At 58.9% G+C, this 17,600-nt stretch carries 17 protein-coding genes and 3 pseudogenes; 2 read left to right on the forward strand and 18 right to left on the reverse strand.

Features of this window, described 5'->3' with window-relative positions; all coding sequences use genetic code 11:
* Positions 1–94 precede the first annotated feature (94 nt).
* From ACSQ3J_RS20705 to ACSQ3J_RS20770, 14 genes and pseudogenes are all read right to left on the reverse strand, one after another.
* Positions 95–178 (reverse strand): annotated as a pseudogene (locus ACSQ3J_RS20705) (alpha/beta hydrolase); the annotation flags it as partial.
* Between the two features lie 210 nt (positions 179–388).
* A pseudogene (locus ACSQ3J_RS20710) lies at positions 389–767 on the reverse strand (IS481 family transposase); the annotation flags it as partial.
* 152 nt (positions 768–919) lie between these two features.
* A complete protein-coding gene (locus ACSQ3J_RS20715) occupies positions 920–2,257 on the reverse strand; it encodes an MATE family efflux transporter (RefSeq protein ID WP_436040034.1) in 1,338 nt (445 codons plus the stop codon).
* A 107-nt stretch (positions 2,258–2,364) separates the two neighbouring features.
* The gene (tdh, locus tag ACSQ3J_RS20720; protein ID WP_436040036.1) at positions 2,365–3,399 is read right to left on the reverse strand and encodes an L-threonine 3-dehydrogenase; all 1,035 of its coding nucleotides are present in this window, start codon (positions 3,397–3,399) and stop codon (positions 2,365–2,367) included.
* A 162-nt stretch (positions 3,400–3,561) separates the two neighbouring features.
* Positions 3,562–4,749, reverse strand: a complete 1,188-nt coding sequence (locus ACSQ3J_RS20725; protein ID WP_436040037.1) for a glycine C-acetyltransferase — start codon at positions 4,747–4,749, stop codon at positions 3,562–3,564.
* 162 nt (positions 4,750–4,911) lie between these two features.
* Positions 4,912–5,997, reverse strand: a complete 1,086-nt coding sequence (locus tag ACSQ3J_RS20730) for an NAD/NADP octopine/nopaline dehydrogenase family protein (protein WP_060506811.1) — start codon at positions 5,995–5,997, stop codon at positions 4,912–4,914.
* Positions 5,998–6,045: 48 nt separating this feature from the next.
* Complete coding sequence (locus ACSQ3J_RS20735; RefSeq protein ID WP_082512331.1) at positions 6,046–6,660, reverse strand: helix-turn-helix domain-containing protein; 615 nt, start codon at positions 6,658–6,660, stop codon at positions 6,046–6,048.
* Positions 6,661–6,701: 41 nt separating this feature from the next.
* Positions 6,702–7,277 (reverse strand): peroxidase-related enzyme, encoded by a 576-nt coding sequence (locus tag ACSQ3J_RS20740; RefSeq protein WP_060506812.1) that lies wholly within the window; start codon positions 7,275–7,277, stop codon positions 6,702–6,704.
* Positions 7,274–7,774 carry a CMD domain-containing protein gene (locus tag ACSQ3J_RS20745; protein ID WP_060506813.1) on the reverse strand — a complete coding sequence of 167 codons (501 nt, stop codon included), beginning with the start codon at positions 7,772–7,774 and terminating at the stop codon, positions 7,274–7,276. Before ACSQ3J_RS20745 ends, ACSQ3J_RS20740 begins: the two co-directional genes overlap by 4 nt.
* Before the next feature lie 12 nt (positions 7,775–7,786).
* Positions 7,787–9,286 carry an NAD(P)-binding domain-containing protein gene (locus tag ACSQ3J_RS20750; RefSeq protein WP_436040038.1) on the reverse strand — a complete coding sequence of 500 codons (1,500 nt, stop codon included), beginning with the start codon at positions 9,284–9,286 and terminating at the stop codon, positions 7,787–7,789.
* Positions 9,287–9,382: 96 nt separating this feature from the next.
* Entirely contained in the window at positions 9,383–10,468 is a 1,086-nt protein-coding gene (locus ACSQ3J_RS20755; RefSeq protein ID WP_060506815.1) for an ABC transporter ATP-binding protein, read from the reverse strand.
* The gene (locus ACSQ3J_RS20760) at positions 10,468–11,262 is read right to left on the reverse strand and encodes an ABC transporter permease (RefSeq protein WP_060506816.1); all 795 of its coding nucleotides are present in this window, start codon (positions 11,260–11,262) and stop codon (positions 10,468–10,470) included. The genes ACSQ3J_RS20755 and ACSQ3J_RS20760 overlap by 1 nt, the downstream gene beginning before the upstream one ends.
* Positions 11,262–12,248 carry an ABC transporter permease gene (locus ACSQ3J_RS20765; protein WP_060506817.1) on the reverse strand — a complete coding sequence of 329 codons (987 nt, stop codon included), beginning with the start codon at positions 12,246–12,248 and terminating at the stop codon, positions 11,262–11,264. Before ACSQ3J_RS20765 ends, ACSQ3J_RS20760 begins: the two co-directional genes overlap by 1 nt.
* A gap of 154 nt (positions 12,249–12,402) precedes the next feature.
* The gene (locus tag ACSQ3J_RS20770) at positions 12,403–13,512 is read right to left on the reverse strand and encodes an extracellular solute-binding protein (RefSeq protein WP_060506818.1); all 1,110 of its coding nucleotides are present in this window, start codon (positions 13,510–13,512) and stop codon (positions 12,403–12,405) included.
* A 499-nt stretch (positions 13,513–14,011) separates the two neighbouring features.
* Here ACSQ3J_RS20770 and ACSQ3J_RS20775 point away from each other — a divergent pair, with 499 nt between their 5' ends.
* The gene (locus tag ACSQ3J_RS20775) at positions 14,012–14,407 is read left to right on the forward strand and encodes a hypothetical protein (RefSeq protein ID WP_436040039.1); all 396 of its coding nucleotides are present in this window, start codon (positions 14,012–14,014) and stop codon (positions 14,405–14,407) included.
* A 477-nt stretch (positions 14,408–14,884) separates the two neighbouring features.
* Here the strand turns inward: ACSQ3J_RS20775 and ACSQ3J_RS20780 are convergent, their stop codons facing one another.
* The 4 genes and pseudogenes from ACSQ3J_RS20780 to ACSQ3J_RS20795 form a co-directional block, all read right to left on the reverse strand.
* Positions 14,885–15,190 carry an alkylphosphonate utilization protein gene (locus ACSQ3J_RS20780; RefSeq protein WP_060506820.1) on the reverse strand — a complete coding sequence of 102 codons (306 nt, stop codon included), beginning with the start codon at positions 15,188–15,190 and terminating at the stop codon, positions 14,885–14,887.
* A 176-nt stretch (positions 15,191–15,366) separates the two neighbouring features.
* Positions 15,367–15,491: pseudogene (locus tag ACSQ3J_RS20785) on the reverse strand (IS5/IS1182 family transposase); the annotation flags it as partial.
* A gap of 148 nt (positions 15,492–15,639) precedes the next feature.
* Complete coding sequence (locus tag ACSQ3J_RS20790; protein ID WP_436040040.1) at positions 15,640–16,119, reverse strand: SRPBCC family protein; 480 nt, start codon at positions 16,117–16,119, stop codon at positions 15,640–15,642.
* Positions 16,103–16,453 (reverse strand): ArsR/SmtB family transcription factor, encoded by a 351-nt coding sequence (locus ACSQ3J_RS20795; RefSeq protein WP_436040041.1) that lies wholly within the window; start codon positions 16,451–16,453, stop codon positions 16,103–16,105. The genes ACSQ3J_RS20790 and ACSQ3J_RS20795 overlap by 17 nt, the downstream gene beginning before the upstream one ends.
* Before the next feature lie 109 nt (positions 16,454–16,562).
* Between ACSQ3J_RS20795 and ACSQ3J_RS20800 the strand changes: the two genes are divergently transcribed.
* Positions 16,563–17,216 carry a dihydrofolate reductase family protein gene (locus tag ACSQ3J_RS20800; protein WP_436040042.1) on the forward strand — a complete coding sequence of 218 codons (654 nt, stop codon included), beginning with the start codon at positions 16,563–16,565 and terminating at the stop codon, positions 17,214–17,216.
* Positions 17,217–17,600 lie beyond the last annotated feature (384 nt).

The following is a 17,600-nucleotide window of genomic DNA, read 5'->3' on the forward strand; positions in this document are numbered from 1 at the left end:
TGTAAGTTATGGAACATCGAAGAAACTTTCGCCTCGAGGGCGACGAGCGGCCTGATCCTCGTGAGCTCCTCATTTTCGCCCGTGGTGAGTTGGACAGATCGACGCCGTCATCGGCAAGCTTGACCGGCGCGGCCAGCGCCAGGCCGAGCGTTCCGCCCGGAAACTTGCCGGCGAGGTCGATATCCACTCCGCTTTGATTTATTGCGATCCACCGAGACGCGATGACCAGTCTTCTACGTTGCCGGATGAACGCCTGCGTAAAGTGTGATCGCGCCAGCCTTGGGCCAGTGTCTCCAACGTGGCGATGGCCTCAAGTTCGGCCGCGGTTCATGGTGTCGACGTAGAAGGTCTTCCAAATCCTCAGCACCGACCACTCCGAGGATTGGCGGCCTTCGACATCCGGCAGGCAGTTGGCGGCTGGCGGCTGGCGGCTGATGCCATAGCGTTGCAGGCAGCGATGCAAGGAAGACCGGGTCAGGTACGGTATAGTCGGCCTCAGCGCACAAAAGGCAGTCGTCCAGTAGCAGCAAGGTATAGCGGCGGAGAGCAACGATCACTGCCTCTTCTTCTACCGAAAGGAATGTCGATTTCGCCTCCTTTGGAACAGTCGGAAGTTCGGCCGTCGAAGCGCGCTTACGCCACTTGGCCACGGTCTTCTGATTGATCCCGTAGCGCTTGGAGAGTGCCCTCAAGCTCTCTTGACTATTTTGTACCGTTCGACGGATTGCCTCTGTCGTCGTGGCGTTGCCGTGTAGAACCTGTCCCATAGCGAATCCCTCCAAACCTGCGAGAAGACTGCATCATCAAAGTCTGGAATCAAACATTTAGGTTGTCGACGCTGATATCTCCGCGCCCTTTACCCCAGAAGTCGAAAAGATCACATAAAATCAACGCGAGATGCATCCCGTACACAGGTCTCTTAGAAATCTTGCGCGTCAACAAAATCCCTGTGCTTCAGGCCGAGCCCCAGCGTCACGGCGCGGGCAAGCATCAGGACCATCATCGCGATCCACAGCCCATGATTGCTCCAGATTTGTTGCAGCACATAGGCTGTCACAAGAAAGATGACGGTCGAGATGAACATGCTGTTGCGCAATTCCCTTGTGCGCATTGCACCGATGAAGACGCCGTCGAGCATGTAGCTTGTCACCGAGACGACCGGCAATACGACCAGATAAGGAAGGAACGTGACGGCGGCCGTGCGCACATCCTCCTGGTTGGTCAGAAGTGCTATGATCGACGGACCCGCGAACGCGTAACAAAGCGAAAATAACAGCGCGACCAGACCCGACCAAAGGAGGGCGGCCTTGATTACGCGGGCAAGGGCGTCTCTGCGCCGTGCGCCAATGACGGAACCGACGAGGGTTTCGGTGGCATGGGCAAACCCGTCCAGCCCGTACGAAGTGATGCCATGGAGATTGAGAAGGACGGCGTTGGCGGCCAGAATGGCATCACCTTCTGCGGCACCGCTGCGAGCAAACCAGCCGAAGCAGATCAGCAAGAACAGACTGCGCAGGAATATGTCACGGTTGACTGCGATCAATCGTTGAAATGCAAGCCTATCCAGCAAATCCCGCAACCCCACCGCCGGGCGCGCGCCAAAAGGCTTGACGATTACAAGCCCCGCGATGAAAGCAGCCCATTCCGCCAGCGCCGTACCTGCGCCAATGCCGGCGACCCCCCACTCGAAAACGAAGACCAGCGTCAGTGTCGCGGCGAGATTGATCACATTCAGCGCGATCTGCAAGCCGAGTGAAACCATCACCCGCTGGCGGCCGAGGAGATAGCCGAGCAGAACAAAATTACCAAGGGTGGCGGGGGCCGACCAGATTCGGGCGAAGGCGTAAGCCGAAGCGCTTTCATAGACGGCCGCGCTGCCGCCGAGGAATCCCAAACCAATCTCGATGATCGGCTTTTGCAGGATAATGATCCCTGCACCGCCGGCGGCGGCAATGAGAAGCGCTCTGAGCAGATGCAGGCGCATGAGAGCGCTATCGTTGGCACCCCAGGCCTGCGAAACCAGACCGGTAGTCGCCATCCGCAGGAAGCTGAAACTCCAGAACAGGAAATTGAACAGCACACCGGCGAGCGCGACGCCGCCGAGATAGGACGAACCCGGCAGATGCCCTGCCACCATCGTATCGACCAATGACAGGATCGGTTGAGCCAGGTTGGCAAGAAAGATGGGAAACGCCAAGGTTAACATCCGGCGGTTCCAGTTTTCCTGCGGGTTTGCAGATTGCGCGATGTTCATCATTCAAAGCACCTCGGCGGGGAAGACTTCTCGCAAGAGTGAGTTGGCATTCCGATCTCCCCGCCGCCTGGCCGTTCCCAATTAACCTTGTCCGTATGCCCTCACCCGCCCTACCAATCCATGACAACCTTTCCTGAGTTTCCGGAGCGCATCGCCTCGAAACCCTCACGGAAATCGTCGATGCCGATGCGGTGGGTGATGATCGGCGACAGGTCGAGGCCGCCTTGCACGAAGGCAATCATCTTGTACCAGGTCTCGAACATTTCGCGGCCGTAGATGCCCTTGAGATTGAGCATCTTGAAGATCACCTTGTTCCAGTCGATCTCAAAGCCGGTCGGCGCAATGCCGAGAATGGCAATCTTGCCGCCATTGTTCATCTTGTCGATCATGTCGCGGAAGGCAGGGGCAGCACCCGACATTTCTAGCCCGACATCGAACCCCTCAGTCATGCCGATCCGCTTCATCACATCGGCGAGGTTTTCCTTCGACGCATCGACGACATAATCGATGCCCATCTTTTCGGCCAGCGCCAGCCGCACTGGATTGATATCGGTGATCACGACCTTGCGCGCGCCGGAGCGCTTGGCAACCATCGCGCCCATGATGCCGATCGGGCCGGCGCCAGTGACAAGCACATCCTCGCCCACCAGATCGAAGGAGAGTGCGGTATGCACGGCATTGCCGAACGGGTCGAAGATCGCCGCCACCTCGTCCGGCACATCGTCGGGAATGGCGACAACGTTATATTCCGGAATGCAGACATATTCGCCGAAAGAACCCGGGCGATGCACCCCGACGCCCAGCGTGTTGCGGCACAGATGCCCGCGGCCCGCCCGGCAGTTGCGGCATTTGCCGCAGACGATATGCCCCTCGCCCGATACCCGCTCGCCGACATGGTATTTGGTGACGGCCGATCCGATCTGCGCAATCACGCCGACGAACTCGTGACCGACGACCATCGGCACGGGAATGGTCTTCTGGGCCCACTGGTCCCAGTTCCAGATATGCACGTCCGTGCCGCAGATCGCCGATTTCTTTACCTTGATCAGAACATCGTTGGGACCGGGTTCCGGCACCGGCACATGCTCCATCCACAGGCCGGTTTCAGCTTTGGATTTGACGAGCGCCTTCATCATGTTTGTCATGTTTCATGTCCTCAAATAATTAAAGCGCTACACGCCGCCCCTCACCCTAGCCCTCTCCCCGCAAGCAGGGAGAGGGGACGACGGAGGCTGCCGCCTCTCCCTTCTCCCCGTTTGCGGGGAGAAGGTGCCCGACAGGGCGGATGAGGGGCAGCCCTGCAATCATCAAATCACGCCCAGCTCGCGACCGACCTCTTCGAACACCGCGATCGCGCGACGCACATCCGCCTCGCTATGCGCCGCCGACATCTGGGTGCGGATGCGGGCCTGGCCTTTCGGCACGACGGGGAAGGAAAAGCCGACGACATAGACGCCCTTTTCCAGCATCTTGGCAGCAAAAGCCTGTGCCAGCGACGCATCGCCGAGCATCACCGGGATGATTGGATGACCCTCACCGGCGAGCGTGAAGCCCAGCTTGCCCATTTCGCTGCGGAACAGCGTCGCATTGGCTTCAAGCCGCGACCGCAGCGCCTCGCCATTGTCGATCAGGTCGAACACTTTTAGCGAGGCAGCCGCAATCACCGGGGCGAGCGTATTGGAAAACAGATAGGGCCGTGAGCGCTGGCGCAGCCAGTCGACCACTTCCTTCTTCGCCGACGTATAACCGCCAGAGGCGCCGCCAAGCGCCTTGCCGAGCGTGCCGGTGATGATATCCACCCTGCCCTCGACGCCGCAATATTCGGCCGAACCACGGCCATGCTTGCCGACGAAACCGACGGCATGGCTGTCATCGACCATCACCATGGCGCCATACTTGTCGGCGAGATCGCAGACCCCTTGCAGATTGGCGATGATGCCATCCATCGAGAAGACGCCGTCGGTGGCGATCAGCCTGAAACGCACGCCCTCGGCTTTCTTCAGCTCTTCTTCGAGCGCCGCCATATCGTTGTTGGCGTAACGAAAGCGTTTGGCCTTCGACAACCGCACGCCATCGATAATCGAGGCGTGGTTGAGCGCATCGGAAATGATCGCGTCCTCTTCGCCAAGCAGCGTCTCGAACAGACCGCCATTGGCATCGAAGCAGGAGGAATAGAGGATCGTGTCCTCCAGTCCGAGGAACGACGAAATCCGCGCCTCAAGCTGCTTGTGCTCTTCCTGGGTGCCGCAGATGAAACGGACCGAGGCCATGCCGTAACCGTAACGATCGAGCGCCTGCTTGCCAGCCGCAATCAGCTCGGCATTGTCGGCAAGCCCGAGATAATTGTTGGCGCAAAAGTTCAAAACCTTCGCACCGGACGCAACCTCAATCTCGCCAGCCTGCTTGGACACGATCACACGCTCCGACTTGTAAAGCCCCAATGACTTCAAACCGGAAAGCTCCGTGGAGAGATGGGACAAAAATGCGCTTGTCATTGCAAATGCAACCTCGCTTGAGCCGGTGACGCTTTTCGCGCAACAGCATTTTGGAAACCTTGTTGGAGAACGATGAGGAGGGCTTGATACCGCCCTCCTCTCCTTCGGATTGGTCAGCGTCCGGCAGTCCACCTGACGCAAGAGCAAAGGAACCGATAACGATCAGGCCGCAGCAGCGGCAAACCCGTTATGGCAGAGGTTCTTCAGTTCCTCCAACGACATCGCATCCAGCTCCAGAGCGGAGAGAAGGTCGTTCTCGGCGGTGAAGTCGCGGCCATACATGGCTGAGAAAATCCGTACGCCGGCTTCATGTAGCTCCGCAGGGTAACCGGCGAGGCGGCCGATCTTCGCCGTCATCACCAGTCCGAACGGGACATCTTCGGTCACATATCGGCTGTCGGCCGTGGTCGGGCCGCTGCCGCCATTGCCCGCTTCGTGCATCTCCTGGTTCATCTGGGAGATCGAGCTGATCGGCACATGGAATGAAAGATGGAAATGCTGGAAGATATTGCGCACGTCAAGACCAAGCTTGGTGGCAATGGCGATCCGTTCCTGATCAAGATCCTCCAGAAGACGTCCGACATTCGGCGTGACGTTCTGACCCTGGCTCCAGCTTTCCCCCCGCTCCATGCGAGTCATGTTGCCGAGCGCGATGCCCATGTGATTTTGCGGATTGAGGTTGGAGAGCGCGATCGCCATCAGGCTGCCGCGATCAAGGAAGCGGTCGCCAAACAGGTCCTTGCAGACGGCGAGACCGGTGGCGCTGCGCGAGGCAGGCACGGTTGCAAGGTCAACCTGTTTGCGGACTGTGTTCACATTGACCGATGTCGGGCCTTGCTGTCTTCCGGTCACAGCGGTGGTGCCCCAGGCGACAATCGTGGCGATGACGCCACGCTCGGCGAGCAGGCGTGAAAGATACAGCGCACCAAACGAAGCATGAGAACTGAAGACAACGGTCTGCTGTGACGTAACATACGGTGCGATCGCGTCGAGAACGGTCTTGTGGCCATAGGCAGGAAGCGCAACGACGAGCACGTCTGCGCCAGCGACGAGTTCTGCAGCGCTCGCTGCAACGGCCGGATGGAACGTGCCCTTGATTGCCCCATCGGCAACGAGTGCTTCGCCAGCGGCCAACGCCTTGGTGCGTTCGCCGGATGGCGACCACAAGGTCACCTTGTGCCCTTGCTGCTCAACAAGAGCAGCGGTTCCATAAGCGATCGAACCCGCACCAACAATACCTACCCGCATTACAATTTCCTTTTCTCGTCAATCTATTGAACCGGCACAACCCGGCCATCATTTTGGACGTATCGACGTCCGTTGTGCGCCCGGCACGACATCGCCGGATGCAACCACCAGGAATGCTCCGGCCCCGACCGGGCCGACGCTCTTCAGCGAATGGGGCACGTCGGCGGCATAGCGTGCCGTCTCGCCCGCCCGCACCGTCATTGTGCTGCCGGCGCTTCTGACCAGGATCTCGCCTTTGGTGCAGTGCAAATGCTCGATGGTACCTGCTCCGTGCGGGTCACTTGCCAGCTCCCCTTCTGGTTCAAAGCTCAGGAGATACCATTCGATCAGCGAAACCATATTGGCTGGTGACAGGATCTGCAGCGTGCAGCTGCCGTCGGCGCTGCGAATGGTCGGCGTCAGGTTCCCCGGTTGCAGGTCGATAATCGAGCCGCCGCCCCGCTCCTCGCTGGCGCCGCCGATCAAACTGTTGAGATCGATCTTCAGCGCGCGCGTCAGGTGCCAGAGGGTTCCATAGGTCGGATTGGCATTGCCCCGTTCTATTTCCGACAGCATCGAACGCGACACACCGGACATTGCGGCAAGTTCCGCGAGCGTCAGATTGAGTTCTTTTCGATAGGCCTGCAAGCGTGGCCCGATTTCGGGCGGATTGATCGAAAGCATGTTTTGTCCCCCTTCTCCGAGCCCGTAAGCGTTGCGGCCAATCACTCTGTGATCGGCTCGCCAAGTGTGTGCATGAGCCGGTTTGCCCAGCCGAATAGCGATGTGGACAGAATGAGATCGAGGATCTCGTCCTTGCCCAGACCGGCCTCCACGAGTGCTGCCATATCGGCAGTGTTTGCATCGGAAGGGCATTTGGAAAGCTTGACCGCGAATGTCAGGATCGCCTTCAGGCGTGGATCGATCTCTGCATCGACGCCATCGGAAAAGATCGCCGCGATGACGTCCTCATCCTTGGTCAGCTGGTTGTAGCGGCTGGCATGAACGGCGGCACAGTAGATGCAGCGGTTGACAATGGACGCACCGACCGCTCCGATTTCACGCTCGGCGCGCGACAGGCCACCGCGGTTGTACATCACCGCGTTGAACAGCGGCGATCTGTGTTTCAAGGTTTCGACGTCATGCGCAAGCACAAGAACATAGTCCGAAACCTTGGTATTTGACGGCGTGATCTTCAGCGCCTCAAGTTGCTCGGCACTCGCTTCGGCAAGATCAAGCGGTGCCACATAGGGCTTCCAGACCGGGATGTCGGTGGTAAAATCGTGGACAATGTTGCTCATGCAAGTTCCCGCATCAATTGCAGACCGGCGGCGACCCTGATCTGATAACTGACGAACGCAACAAGTTCCGATAGTCGCACGATGTCTGCGTCGGCAATCCCGGCTTCCTGCAGCAACTCGATGTCACGGCGCGTCGCCTCCTTGGGCGCGTGTGCGACCAGATCGACATGCCGGATAAGCGCCTTCGTTCGAAGGTCGCTGCCACCGTCGAACCAGATGTCGGCGAGGCGGGCGGCATTGTCCGGCGCGCCGGCCTTCTCCAGCATCGCTTCGAAATGGTCTTCGAAAGCCTTGTGATCGTTGATCTTTGCTATGCGCCAGGCGAGTGCCGCGCGCTCTGCATGCGATAGGCCGCCAGGATTTTCCGGTGTCAGAGCGCCGTCGTGGGTTTGCTGGGTCAGCGCCATGATGTCGGCCCTTCCCGCCACCACTTCGGCGAACGCGCTGCCGGGTTCAATGCCGGCGATCGCGGCAATCACGTCCTCGTTTTCAGCCATGCCGTCGTCCTCCTATGCCTGCTTGCGGGCGGTGTTCTGCGTGCTGCCGGGCAAGGGTGATGCCGTCCACTCGTCGCCGCGCAGTTCGGGGGTGTCGTAGTCGAGCAGCCGCTGCCAATACTGGTCAAAATTCTCGGTATAGAGTTTCGCGGCAATCTCCTGTGCCAGCCATGCCGCGCCTTCGCTGATGCCAGGAATGTCGCCACTGACCTTTCCAAGGCTTGCCGTGGCGCCCGAATTGAAGCTGTGAATATTGGCAAGCCACGGCGCCTGCCCCGGCTCGCGCTCAAGGAAGGTGAAGTCATTGGCGAGATAGGGAAACCTACCCAGATCAGCATTCTCCTGGCCGACCGGTGGCGTGAAGCGGTCCTGCCACAACAGGATCTTGTCGGCGTAACCGTCGAGTTCCTTGCGCGCCAGTGGATCGACGCCGAAACCGGTGCCAAGGATGAGGAAGTCGGCGCGCACCGGCTTGCCCTGCGATGTCTGAATAACGATCTCATCGCCGTCGATTTTCGTCGTTTCGACCGCCGCATCAAAATGGAAATAGGCGTTCGGATGACGGCTGACGCGCATCGTCGAGCCACGGGGTGCGGGCGTCTGCGTACGCAGTGAATAGTTCATGATCTGCCAGCGCCTAGCGTCGCCAAGCTGGGGAAAGGCCGCGGTAAATCCGAACGAGCCGATGCCCATCAGCTTGTTGACGCAGGGCATTTCCTTGCGGCGGATCAGATGGCGAACTTCTGCTGCCCCTGCCTCCAGGGCCTCGGCGGCATTGTCGACTGCCGACGCGCCGACGCCGACAACCGCGATCCGCTTGCCGCGCAGGGCGGCAAAATCGATCTCATGCGACGAGTGCGCCCAATATTTCTGCGGCAGTCCTTCGACGAATCCGGGAATACTGGGGTGGCCCATTCCGTCGCGGCCGGTTGCCATGACCACCTTGCGGGCGAGCACCGATTTTTCACGAGCGCCCTCGCCCGCCAGCGTCAACCGCATCAACGGCCCTTCGGGCAGGATCGTCTTGACTTCGACGCCGTTCTCGACCGGCAGGTCGAGCACCTTGCGGTACCAGCATAGATATTCCATCCACATCGGCCGCGGGATTTTGTCGAGCGTTGCCCATGTGTCGTTGCCAAACTGGGCAACGTACCAGGCGCGGAAGGTCAGCGACGCCATGCCATAGGCCGGACCGGTCAGTTGCTTGGGCGAACGTAAGGTTTCCATGCGGGCATAGGTCAGCCACGGCCCCTCGCGGCCTTGTGGATTGCGGTCGAAGATACGGATGTTCTGAATACCGGCACCGATCAGTGCAAAGCTGGTGACCAGACCGCACATGCCGCCGCCGATAACGACGACATCGTGCACCTTCTCCCTGCCGTCAGCCACCGTCGGGACCACCCAGTTTGCCGGCGGATAGCACAGGCAGGCAAGATCGTCGCGCACGCGCTGTTCCAGCTCCGGCAGGCTCGCCGCCGCGGATTGGAGCGGTGTCTGTACGTTATAGGCCATGGTTCATCTCCGCCGGTCGATGGAACGTGTGGTTCGCATTGACTGCCCTGCTGGTCTCTGCCCCACATTCCAATGGATGCGGGGCGCGGTTTTTTATCAATTGTGGGCATGCCGGTCTGGAATGACCGTCGTGGTTTCGGGCTTCCAGCCGAGCCAGATGTCTTCGCCGCCCAGCTGGGCAACGTCGCTCGGGTGCACGAGCGTGTTGAGCATCGCGCCGCCTCCGACTTCGACCATCAGCGAGGTATGGTTGCCCTTGAAGACGCGCTGGCGAATCTTGCCCTTGACGCGGTTCCCGCTGACTGGCTCCGCAGCCGAGCAATGGATCGCCTCGGGTCGCAGAACGACGTAGAGGTGTTCGCCATGCCGGGGCGCGAGCCCGCCGGGATTTGCGGTAATGGTGATGCCGTTCCAATTCAAAGCGGCAACATCACCCTCCGAGCTGATCACCGTGCTGCGCAGCAGGTTGGTTTCGCCGATGAAATTGGCAACGAAGACGGAGCCGGGCCGCCCGTAGAGCGTGTTAGGGTCGCCCATCTGCTCGATACGGCCCTTGTTCATCACCACGATCGTATCGGACATGGTCAGTGCTTCTTCCTGGTCGTGGGTCACGAACATGAAGGTCTTGCCGGTTTTCTCCTGGATCGCCTTGAGTTCGATCTGCATCTGCTGGCGCAGCTTGGCATCGAGCGCGGAAAGTGGCTCGTCAAGCAGAAGCACGTCCGGATCCGGCGCCAGCGCACGCATCAACGCTACGCGCTGGCGCTGGCCGCCGGACAGTTCGGCCGGCAGACGCGCGGCATAATCCTGAAGCTGCACGAGTTCCAGCAGCTCCGACACCCGGCGATGAATGCGCTGGTTGTCGAAGCCTTTCAGCTCAAGTCCAAAGGCAATGTTCTTGGCGATGCTCATATGGGGAAACAGCGCGTAGTCCTGGAAAACGATGTTGACGTTGCGCTTGTTGGGCGGAACCCGCGTCACGTCCTTGCCGCTCAGCATGATGCGGCCGGACGTTGGCGTCTCGAATCCGCCAAGCATGCGAAGGGAGGTGGATTTTCCGCAACCGGACGGCCCGAGCAGTGTGACGAACTTGCCGGCCTCGATGCTCAGGTTCAGGTTATCGACGGCGACATGCTTGCCGTAGCTCTTGTTGACATTGTCGAATTGGACGACGGGTTCCATCAGCGAGTCCTCGCACGGCGGGTGATAAATTCGGCGTACAATCCGACAGCGGCCGTAACCACCAGGACAATCGTCGCCATTGCGTTGATTTCAGGAGACATGCCGCCTTGCACCTTGGCAAAGATCAGCATGGGCAGCGTCGGGCGGTATCCGCCCAGGAAGAAGGTGCGGACAAAATCGTCGATCGACAGCAGGACACAGAAGATCATGCCGCCAAACAGCGCGGGTCCCAGATAGGGAAGCGTGACGCGGAAGAAGGCAACGACACCGTCAGCACCGAGATCGCGCGCCGCATCGACGAGGTTGCGTGGCATGGAGCGAAGGCGTGTCAGCGCCATCACCACCACGAACGGTACCGCGTGGACGGTGTGGCCCAGGATGATGGCTGCCGTTCCCGTCGGCATGTCGATGGTCGAGATGAAGATGCGCAGAGAAATCGCTGAAATCATCCCCGGCACGACGGCAGGAAGGCAGGCAAGCGCGAAGATGATCGTCCGGCCGCGTATGCCATCCGCGACGATCAGCATGGCGATCCAGGTGCCGAGCGTGGTCGCGGCCAGCGTAGAGGCGGCAGCGATCATGATCGAATAGAGGCATGCTTCCAGGAACTGCTTGTCCTGCATGACCTTGGCGTACCAGTCGAACGTCCAGTCACCTATCGGGAATGCGACGAAATTGGCGTCCTTGAAGCTCATCGCCATCATCAGCGTGAGCGGCAGCAGCAGATAGAGGATAAAGGCCCAGTAGAACGCAGTCAGCGTTGTGCGCGGAGCGTCGGAAACCATGTTGCGCATCAGAAGGCACTCCCTTTCTTACCGCCGACGAGGCGCATGAAGATGCCGGCGGCGATCAAAGCTGTTACCAGCATGATCAAAGCAAAGGCTGCACCCACCGGCCATTTGTCGCTGGCGCCATGGAAGAAGCCGCTGATCGTTTCGGGGAACAGCACGGTGTTGGGGCCGCCGAGCAGCATGGGGGTCGCAAAGACGCCGATGCAGGTCAAAAACACCAGAGAACACCCGGACACGATACCATCCTTGGACAGCGGCAGGATGATTCTGCGGAAGCGCGTGAACGGTCCAGCACCGAGGTCGGCAGCGGCATCGAGATACTGGCCCGGGATCTTCTCGATCGCCGAATAAAGCGGCAGAAGCATATACAGGCAGATAAGGTAGACCAGTCCGAAGCCGAGAGAGAATGATGTGTAGAGCATCGGAATTGGCCGGTCGATCAGTCCGATTTCGCGCAACAGCACGTTGACGGCACCGCGATTGGCCAGAAGCATGATCACCGAAAATGTGCGGATCAACTCTCCAGCCCAGAAGGGCACCAAGAGCAGCAGCAGCGCTTTGGAACGGCCTTCCGGCTTGACGATCTTGGCGACATAGTAGGCGACCGGATAGACCACGACCAAAGTGGCGGCGGTTGCTGCCGTTGCAAAGATGAAGCTCTTGATCAGGGGCGTGAAGTAGAGCGACTCCCGGAAAAAGATCGCATAGTTGTCGAAGGTGAAATGCGATTCCACGCCCGGCTGGACCGGATAGTGGGACAGAAGACTGATCTTCAGCATCTGATAAATCGGGCCGATATGCAGCATGACCAGCCAGATCAGCGGCACGCCGGCCAAAAGGATGACGCGGCCGATCGGCGACTCGACTGCGGCTCCCAGCGTGTGCCGGTAGATTGCGGAATTGACGATCCGCGCTATGCCGGTCGAGTATTTGGGTATGGACGCACTGCGCCCTGCCGCGTCCCCGGCTATCGTGTTGCTATTCACCATCAAAAAATCTCGGTTGGCGCAGCCCAACTGGTGCCGCCTTATAACCGGCGGTCAGTCATTGCGCGTTGTTAGGCTTGCAGGCCCTTGGCCGCCACCTGCCCGGAGATCATCGAATGCTCCGGAGCAGGTGAAGGCTTATGCAGGCTTGGCCTCGTTAGGCCGCCTTGACCTCTGCAGTCGCGCGGTCGATCATCTCGTTCTTCATGTCGCGGTTGATCGACGAGAAGAAGATGATGCGGTCGACTTCTTCCTGAGGCAGCGTCGAAGCGAGCTTTTCACGGTCGTTGAGCAAGTCAGCAACGCCGTTCATCGTCGAGCTGTAGCCCGACTGGCGGGTCATGGCTGCACCGACTTCCGGGCTGGCCAGGATTGCGTCGAGCAGTTTGTAGGCGTTCTCAGCATTTGGCGCGTTGTTGACGACGTTGAGCGTGTAGCAGAAGCCGAACGTACCTTCCTTCGGCACCGACAACTGAATCGGATGGCCGTCCATGATGAGCTTGGCAGCCGGGCCCGACCAGGAGTGCGCGAGATAGATGTCCTCGTTGATAAACATCTGCTGCACTTCGGAACCGGCATCATAGTACTTACGGACCATATCCTTGTGCTTGATCAGCAGGTCGCGTGCTTCGTTGGTAGCCTTTTGGGCGATTTCCGGCTTGTCGGCATAGGTGACGAAGTCGCCGTCATGGCCGAGATATTGCATGGCAATCGTCATGAAATCGCTGACGATATAGGAGGTCTGGCCCTTGTACTGCGGATCAAACATGATCTCCCAGCTCGGCGCTTCCTTGACATAGTCGACATTACGGGCAAGGCCCTCATAACCAGCCAAGATGGGCAAGCCCCAGAGATTACCGTCGATGCGCGCCCAGGGAGCATCCTGATAAGCGGTGTTGAGATTTTTCCAGTTCGCAATCTTGCCGGTGTCGAGCGGCTGGAGCAGCTTCGAACTGATGAACTGAGAATAGCGGTGACCGGCGACCGTCACCATGTCGGTTGAAGGGTTAGCACCTTCGGCCGTTAGCAGATTATACTGCTTTCCCTGGTCGTCGGTCAGACGGATTCTGACTTCGATCCCGGTGTCCTTCTGGAACTTTTCAAGGAATTCCTGGGGCAAGAACTTGTCGTAAGTTGTGACGTTGAGGACACCGTTTTCAGCCCACGCTGGGCGCGGGCGAATAATCGAAGGCAATGCAAGAACGGCCGCGCCTGTGCCGAACAGTTTCAGCGCGGTTCTGCGGGTCGTCGTCAACTTGTCACTCATTTAAGTTCCCCTTTTTGATTTGAACTTCTATCGAGCCGATGGTCCTGATTACCTATGTGAGTTCACAACACACGGCTCCGCCTGAGCCACTGGTGCCCAAAGCAAAAATAAAACTGTTAAGGTAGGCCTCCCAGCCAATAGTCCGGTATGTCGTACATCGCATCCGGTAAACAGGAATTGATCGCTATATTGGACGGTTGTCAAGCGGTTTTCGAGAAAACCTTTCTGGACTTTGGCTCCACGGCAATCTGGCTTGATGTGGCTCTCTGTCAATCGGCTCGGAATGTTGCCCCCTTACTGGCGTCCAATATTCCACGCCGAAACACCACTTAAGGCCCTCGGCGTCGCGTTAGGGCTTGAAGCGCTGCTGGGCCTACGTGGCGACGCACCTGTTCCAGGCCTCTATCTCCCTGAATCCCTGATCGACCCAACCTACTTGGTCGATGAGATGAAGGCCATCGGTACCCGTTTTGATTTTACCCACTGAGGAAACGTTCACATGACCGCGACAAAAAATCAGTCCGTCCTGATCCTGGGCGCAACCGGGAGCCTGGGCTCACGTACAACACGGATGCTGCGCAGACTCCATCCGGAGCTCCTCATCACTATCGGCGCACGCGACATGGAAAAAGCAGCAGCGCTCGCAGCCGAGGTCGGCCTTGCCACGATCGGCAAAGTCGACATTCGCTCGGGCGATCTTGGCATAGATAAAACCGCGCGGCACAACATCGTGGTGACGGCACTCCGTGATCATTCACTAAAACACTTTGCGCTATGCGCAGATGCTTGGCGCGCCCTACATTGCCCTTTCAGACGGCGTATTCGAGCTCGCCCCGATTGTTGCACATTATGCCCATCACCCGCACGCTTCGCCCATTCTGCTGCTGGGCCATAGTAATGGCGGCTCACCTACCCTCGCTGCACTGCACTTCGCACAGGAGTTCGAAAACGTCGCGTGGCGTAGAGCAGCCTAATCAATCTCATCTTTCCTGCTGGCCGCGAACGTGGTCTCACCTTCGATGACGTACAGATAGGCCAAATCGAAAGCGTCGAGCTCCGAGACCACTTACATGAAGAGCGCGGTTGGATCGCTGTCAGCCATGCCGTTGATAGCGCCGGATGGAGATATGCGCGGATAGCGTCGGAACGATTACCTCAAGCCAGACATTCAGTTCTCCAGGTCTTGTCGCTACGTCTTCAGGGCGACTTCAGACATCGACCCCGAAGTGTAGGCTATGGACTGGTCAACGGTTGGCCCGCCCCTCACCCCGAGACCAGCTCAGCACCTTTCACGGCCACGCCGTCAATACCGGCCCGTCGTGGAAAAGACAGCCGCCTGGTCAGCATGAACCGCGTTTCTGCGCCCCTACCTTCAACGCTTGCGCACGAACTCAGTGCGCAGAACCAGCCCTTTGATTGCGTCATGGCGGCAATCAATTTCTTCCGGATTTTCGGTGAGCCGGATTGATTTGACGATGGTGCCTTGCTTCAATGTCTGGCCAGCGCCCTTGACCTTTAAATCCTTGATCAACACAACGGAATCACCGTCGGCGAGAAGATTACCGGAAGCATCGCGGACTTCGGCGGCTTTGGCTTTATCTGCTGCAATTTCGGAAGCAGGGCGCCATTCACCTGTTACGTCATCATAGACGTAGTCGTCGCCGTTCTGGTTACTCATTTTCTGTTCCTTGTGCCGTGCCACTCCAGGAAGCCGTTACAGCAGTTTCCAAATCAAAATGCATTTATCCCGGAAAGCCATCGAGATCAAATCACCAGCGTCTTTTTGCAACCCACAGGCCGAAGACAGCCGGGACTGGTGCCGGCCGACCCGTGCATAAAGCGCCTCCAAGCGAGGCTGAGCGACCCAAGGACCTCGTCCGTCAGTACCCGGATTGCCCGCAGAGGATGATCCGCCGGAACACGTCCTCCAGCCGCACGAAACTGAAAAGCTCATCACCATGACCCGGTCGGCCGCGCATCGATCCACTCCCCCACATCAATGAAACCAGTGAATCACAAACCCATCCGCGTGACGAGGAGTTTTGCAGCAGCCGGCGAGATCCGCCCGGTGGGCGGTTATTTGTGGATACGGTAGCGACGCCCATCGACGTTCCAGATGAGCATCGCTCAACTATCCAACCACGTGGCGAGGCCGTCCAGCGTCTGCAACCCATACTCCACCGCGCCGAATCCGATGACCGCCTGGCGTCTTTGGCGGCTCGGATGGAGCTGGCGCATGGTCAGCACAGTCTTGCCGTCGGTCTGCTCATCGAAGGTCATCGTCATGTAGAATCGGTCCGGGTCATCGGAGTCTGGGGTACCATAGTCCACCACGATCAGCTCATCCGGAACGATTTTCAAGAAGCGCATGAGATTGGGGAAGCGCTGCTCTTGGCCCTCGAATATGCCCACCATGTCGAAGCGCCATTGCCCACCCTCGCGGATATCGGCTTCGTGGCTCTCAATGTTGAGGCCGGCCGGGCCATACCATTGCGCCAGAGCGGCCGGGTCCAGCCAAGCAGCGAAGACTTTATGCCGCGGGTGCTTCAGCACCTTCACCAGCACGATCTCGCGCTCGATCGACCAAGTGTCAAACAGCTTTTCCATCGTTGTGCCCTCCAGTCTTGTTCAGGTAGGCTTCGAGACGATCGAGCCGCTCGGCCCCACGCCGGCGCTCGATTTCCATCCAGTCCGCCGCCTCGTCGAAGCGAGATGGGACCAGGCGGCACCAGCGGCTTCGTCCGCGCTTCTCGCTGGTGATCAATCCGCAATCCTCCAGCACCTTGAGATGCTGGGCAAAGGACGGCAACGCCATGTCGAAGGGCTCGGCCAGTGCAGTGACCGGCAATTCGCCCTCCGCCAGTCGCGACACGACCGCGCGACGGGTCGGGTCACTTAGGGCGTGAAATGCGAGGTCCAGCGGGTTCGAGTGGTAGGGCATACCAACTCGGTAAGCCTATCGCGTACGCCGGTCAAGAATAAAAAGGCACTTGCCTTAGTGTTTGGCTGATAATATAAAGGTGATTACCTTAGTATTTGGGAGTGCGCCAATGACAGTTCGTGCCGACCTTGTTATCTCGCTCGACGGCTTTGCAACAACGACGGACCAGACGCCAGACAATCCGTTCGGCCAGGACTGGTCGCGCCTAGTCGGCGCATATGTCGCGACGAGGACGTTCCGGGAGCGTGTGTTCAAGGACACCAGCGGCAAAGGCACCACCGGCATGGACGATGCGTATGCAAGGGATTACTTCGACAACATCGGCGCGGAAATCATGGGCGCTGGCAAGTTCGGGCTGCACAACTTTCCTGATGATCCAAACTGGAAAGGGTGGTGGGGCGATGAGCCGCCTTTCAAATGCCCGGTCTTCGTCCTGACGCACACACCGCGCGCCGCGATCGAAATGGCTGGAGGTACCACGTTCCACTTCCTCGCCGCTAACCCGGTTGATGCACTGCAACAGGCCTTAAAGGCCGCAAACGGCAAGGATGTACGAATAGGTGGCGGACCAACGATGGTTCGCGATTATCTAAAGGCCGGGCTTGTGGACCGCTTGCATGTCGCCATTGTTCCCATTCTGCTAGGACGTGGCATACGCCTATGGGACGATTTGAGCGGCTTGGAGGCCGGCTACACGGTCAAGTCAGAAACGGCCGAAAGCGGCACGATCCACGTCACTTTTCATCGTGAGGTCCTGACTTGAGGCGGTCGTGCACCGTCTAAGGTTTCGCGTTCGCTACAGGATTTGTTGCCATCATCCTTCGCTTTGATGACATCTGGAGAGGCAGCGCCGGTAATCCGGCACACATCACAATTCATGAAGTGAGCCACGGCCGCAGCCCTGCCCCCTTCCCTGATGGCACGCCCGTTGAGTAGATCGCGTATCACTTGAAGCTAAGTCGGCGGGGCTTCCCGTTCGCTCAGGTCACCGTGCTCCACAAATCTCGTCATTCAATTCTGGGGTTCATCATCTCGCCCAAAACCTGTTATTCCGGAAACGACCTCACTGCTGCCATTCGTAATACGGCCACGCCTCCCCTGGGCAAACGACTTGCCAGCGGAAGGGACTGACGGAAGGAAGTTCAGA

The organism is Rhizobium sp. LjRoot98 (assembly GCF_964252935.1).
Classification (GTDB): domain Bacteria; phylum Pseudomonadota; class Alphaproteobacteria; order Rhizobiales; family Rhizobiaceae; genus Pararhizobium.

Coding starts and splice junctions, on each gene's coding strand:
- ACSQ3J_RS20750 (WP_436040038.1), bottom strand. CDS start 9,286: ATGGCCTATAACGTACAGACACCGCTCCAATCCGCGGCGGCGAGCCTG.
- ACSQ3J_RS20760 (WP_060506816.1), bottom strand. CDS start 11,262: ATGCGCAACATGGTTTCCGACGCTCCGCGCACAACGCTGACTGCGTTC.
- ACSQ3J_RS20730 (WP_060506811.1), bottom strand. CDS start 5,997: ATGCGGGTAGGTATTGTTGGTGCGGGTTCGATCGCTTATGGAACCGCT.
- ACSQ3J_RS20770 (WP_060506818.1), bottom strand. CDS start 13,512: ATGAGTGACAAGTTGACGACGACCCGCAGAACCGCGCTGAAACTGTTC.
- ACSQ3J_RS20725 (WP_436040037.1), bottom strand. CDS start 4,749: ATGACAAGCGCATTTTTGTCCCATCTCTCCACGGAGCTTTCCGGTTTG.
- tdh (WP_436040036.1), bottom strand. CDS start 3,399: ATGACAAACATGATGAAGGCGCTCGTCAAATCCAAAGCTGAAACCGGC.
- ACSQ3J_RS20780 (WP_060506820.1), bottom strand. CDS start 15,190: ATGAGTAACCAGAACGGCGACGACTACGTCTATGATGACGTAACAGGT.
- ACSQ3J_RS20765 (WP_060506817.1), bottom strand. CDS start 12,248: ATGGTGAATAGCAACACGATAGCCGGGGACGCGGCAGGGCGCAGTGCG.
- ACSQ3J_RS20745 (WP_060506813.1), bottom strand. CDS start 7,774: ATGGCTGAAAACGAGGACGTGATTGCCGCGATCGCCGGCATTGAACCC.
- ACSQ3J_RS20740 (WP_060506812.1), bottom strand. CDS start 7,277: ATGAGCAACATTGTCCACGATTTTACCACCGACATCCCGGTCTGGAAG.
- ACSQ3J_RS20715 (WP_436040034.1), bottom strand. CDS start 2,257: ATGATGAACATCGCGCAATCTGCAAACCCGCAGGAAAACTGGAACCGC.
- ACSQ3J_RS20755 (WP_060506815.1), bottom strand. CDS start 10,468: ATGGAACCCGTCGTCCAATTCGACAATGTCAACAAGAGCTACGGCAAG.
- ACSQ3J_RS20735 (WP_082512331.1), bottom strand. CDS start 6,660: ATGCTTTCGATCAATCCGCCCGAAATCGGGCCACGCTTGCAGGCCTAT.
- ACSQ3J_RS20800 (WP_436040042.1), top strand. CDS start 16,563: ATGACAGTTCGTGCCGACCTTGTTATCTCGCTCGACGGCTTTGCAACA.
- ACSQ3J_RS20790 (WP_436040040.1), bottom strand. CDS start 16,119: ATGGAAAAGCTGTTTGACACTTGGTCGATCGAGCGCGAGATCGTGCTG.
- ACSQ3J_RS20795 (WP_436040041.1), bottom strand. CDS start 16,453: ATGCCCTACCACTCGAACCCGCTGGACCTCGCATTTCACGCCCTAAGT.
- ACSQ3J_RS20775 (WP_436040039.1), top strand. CDS start 14,012: ATGACCGCGACAAAAAATCAGTCCGTCCTGATCCTGGGCGCAACCGGG.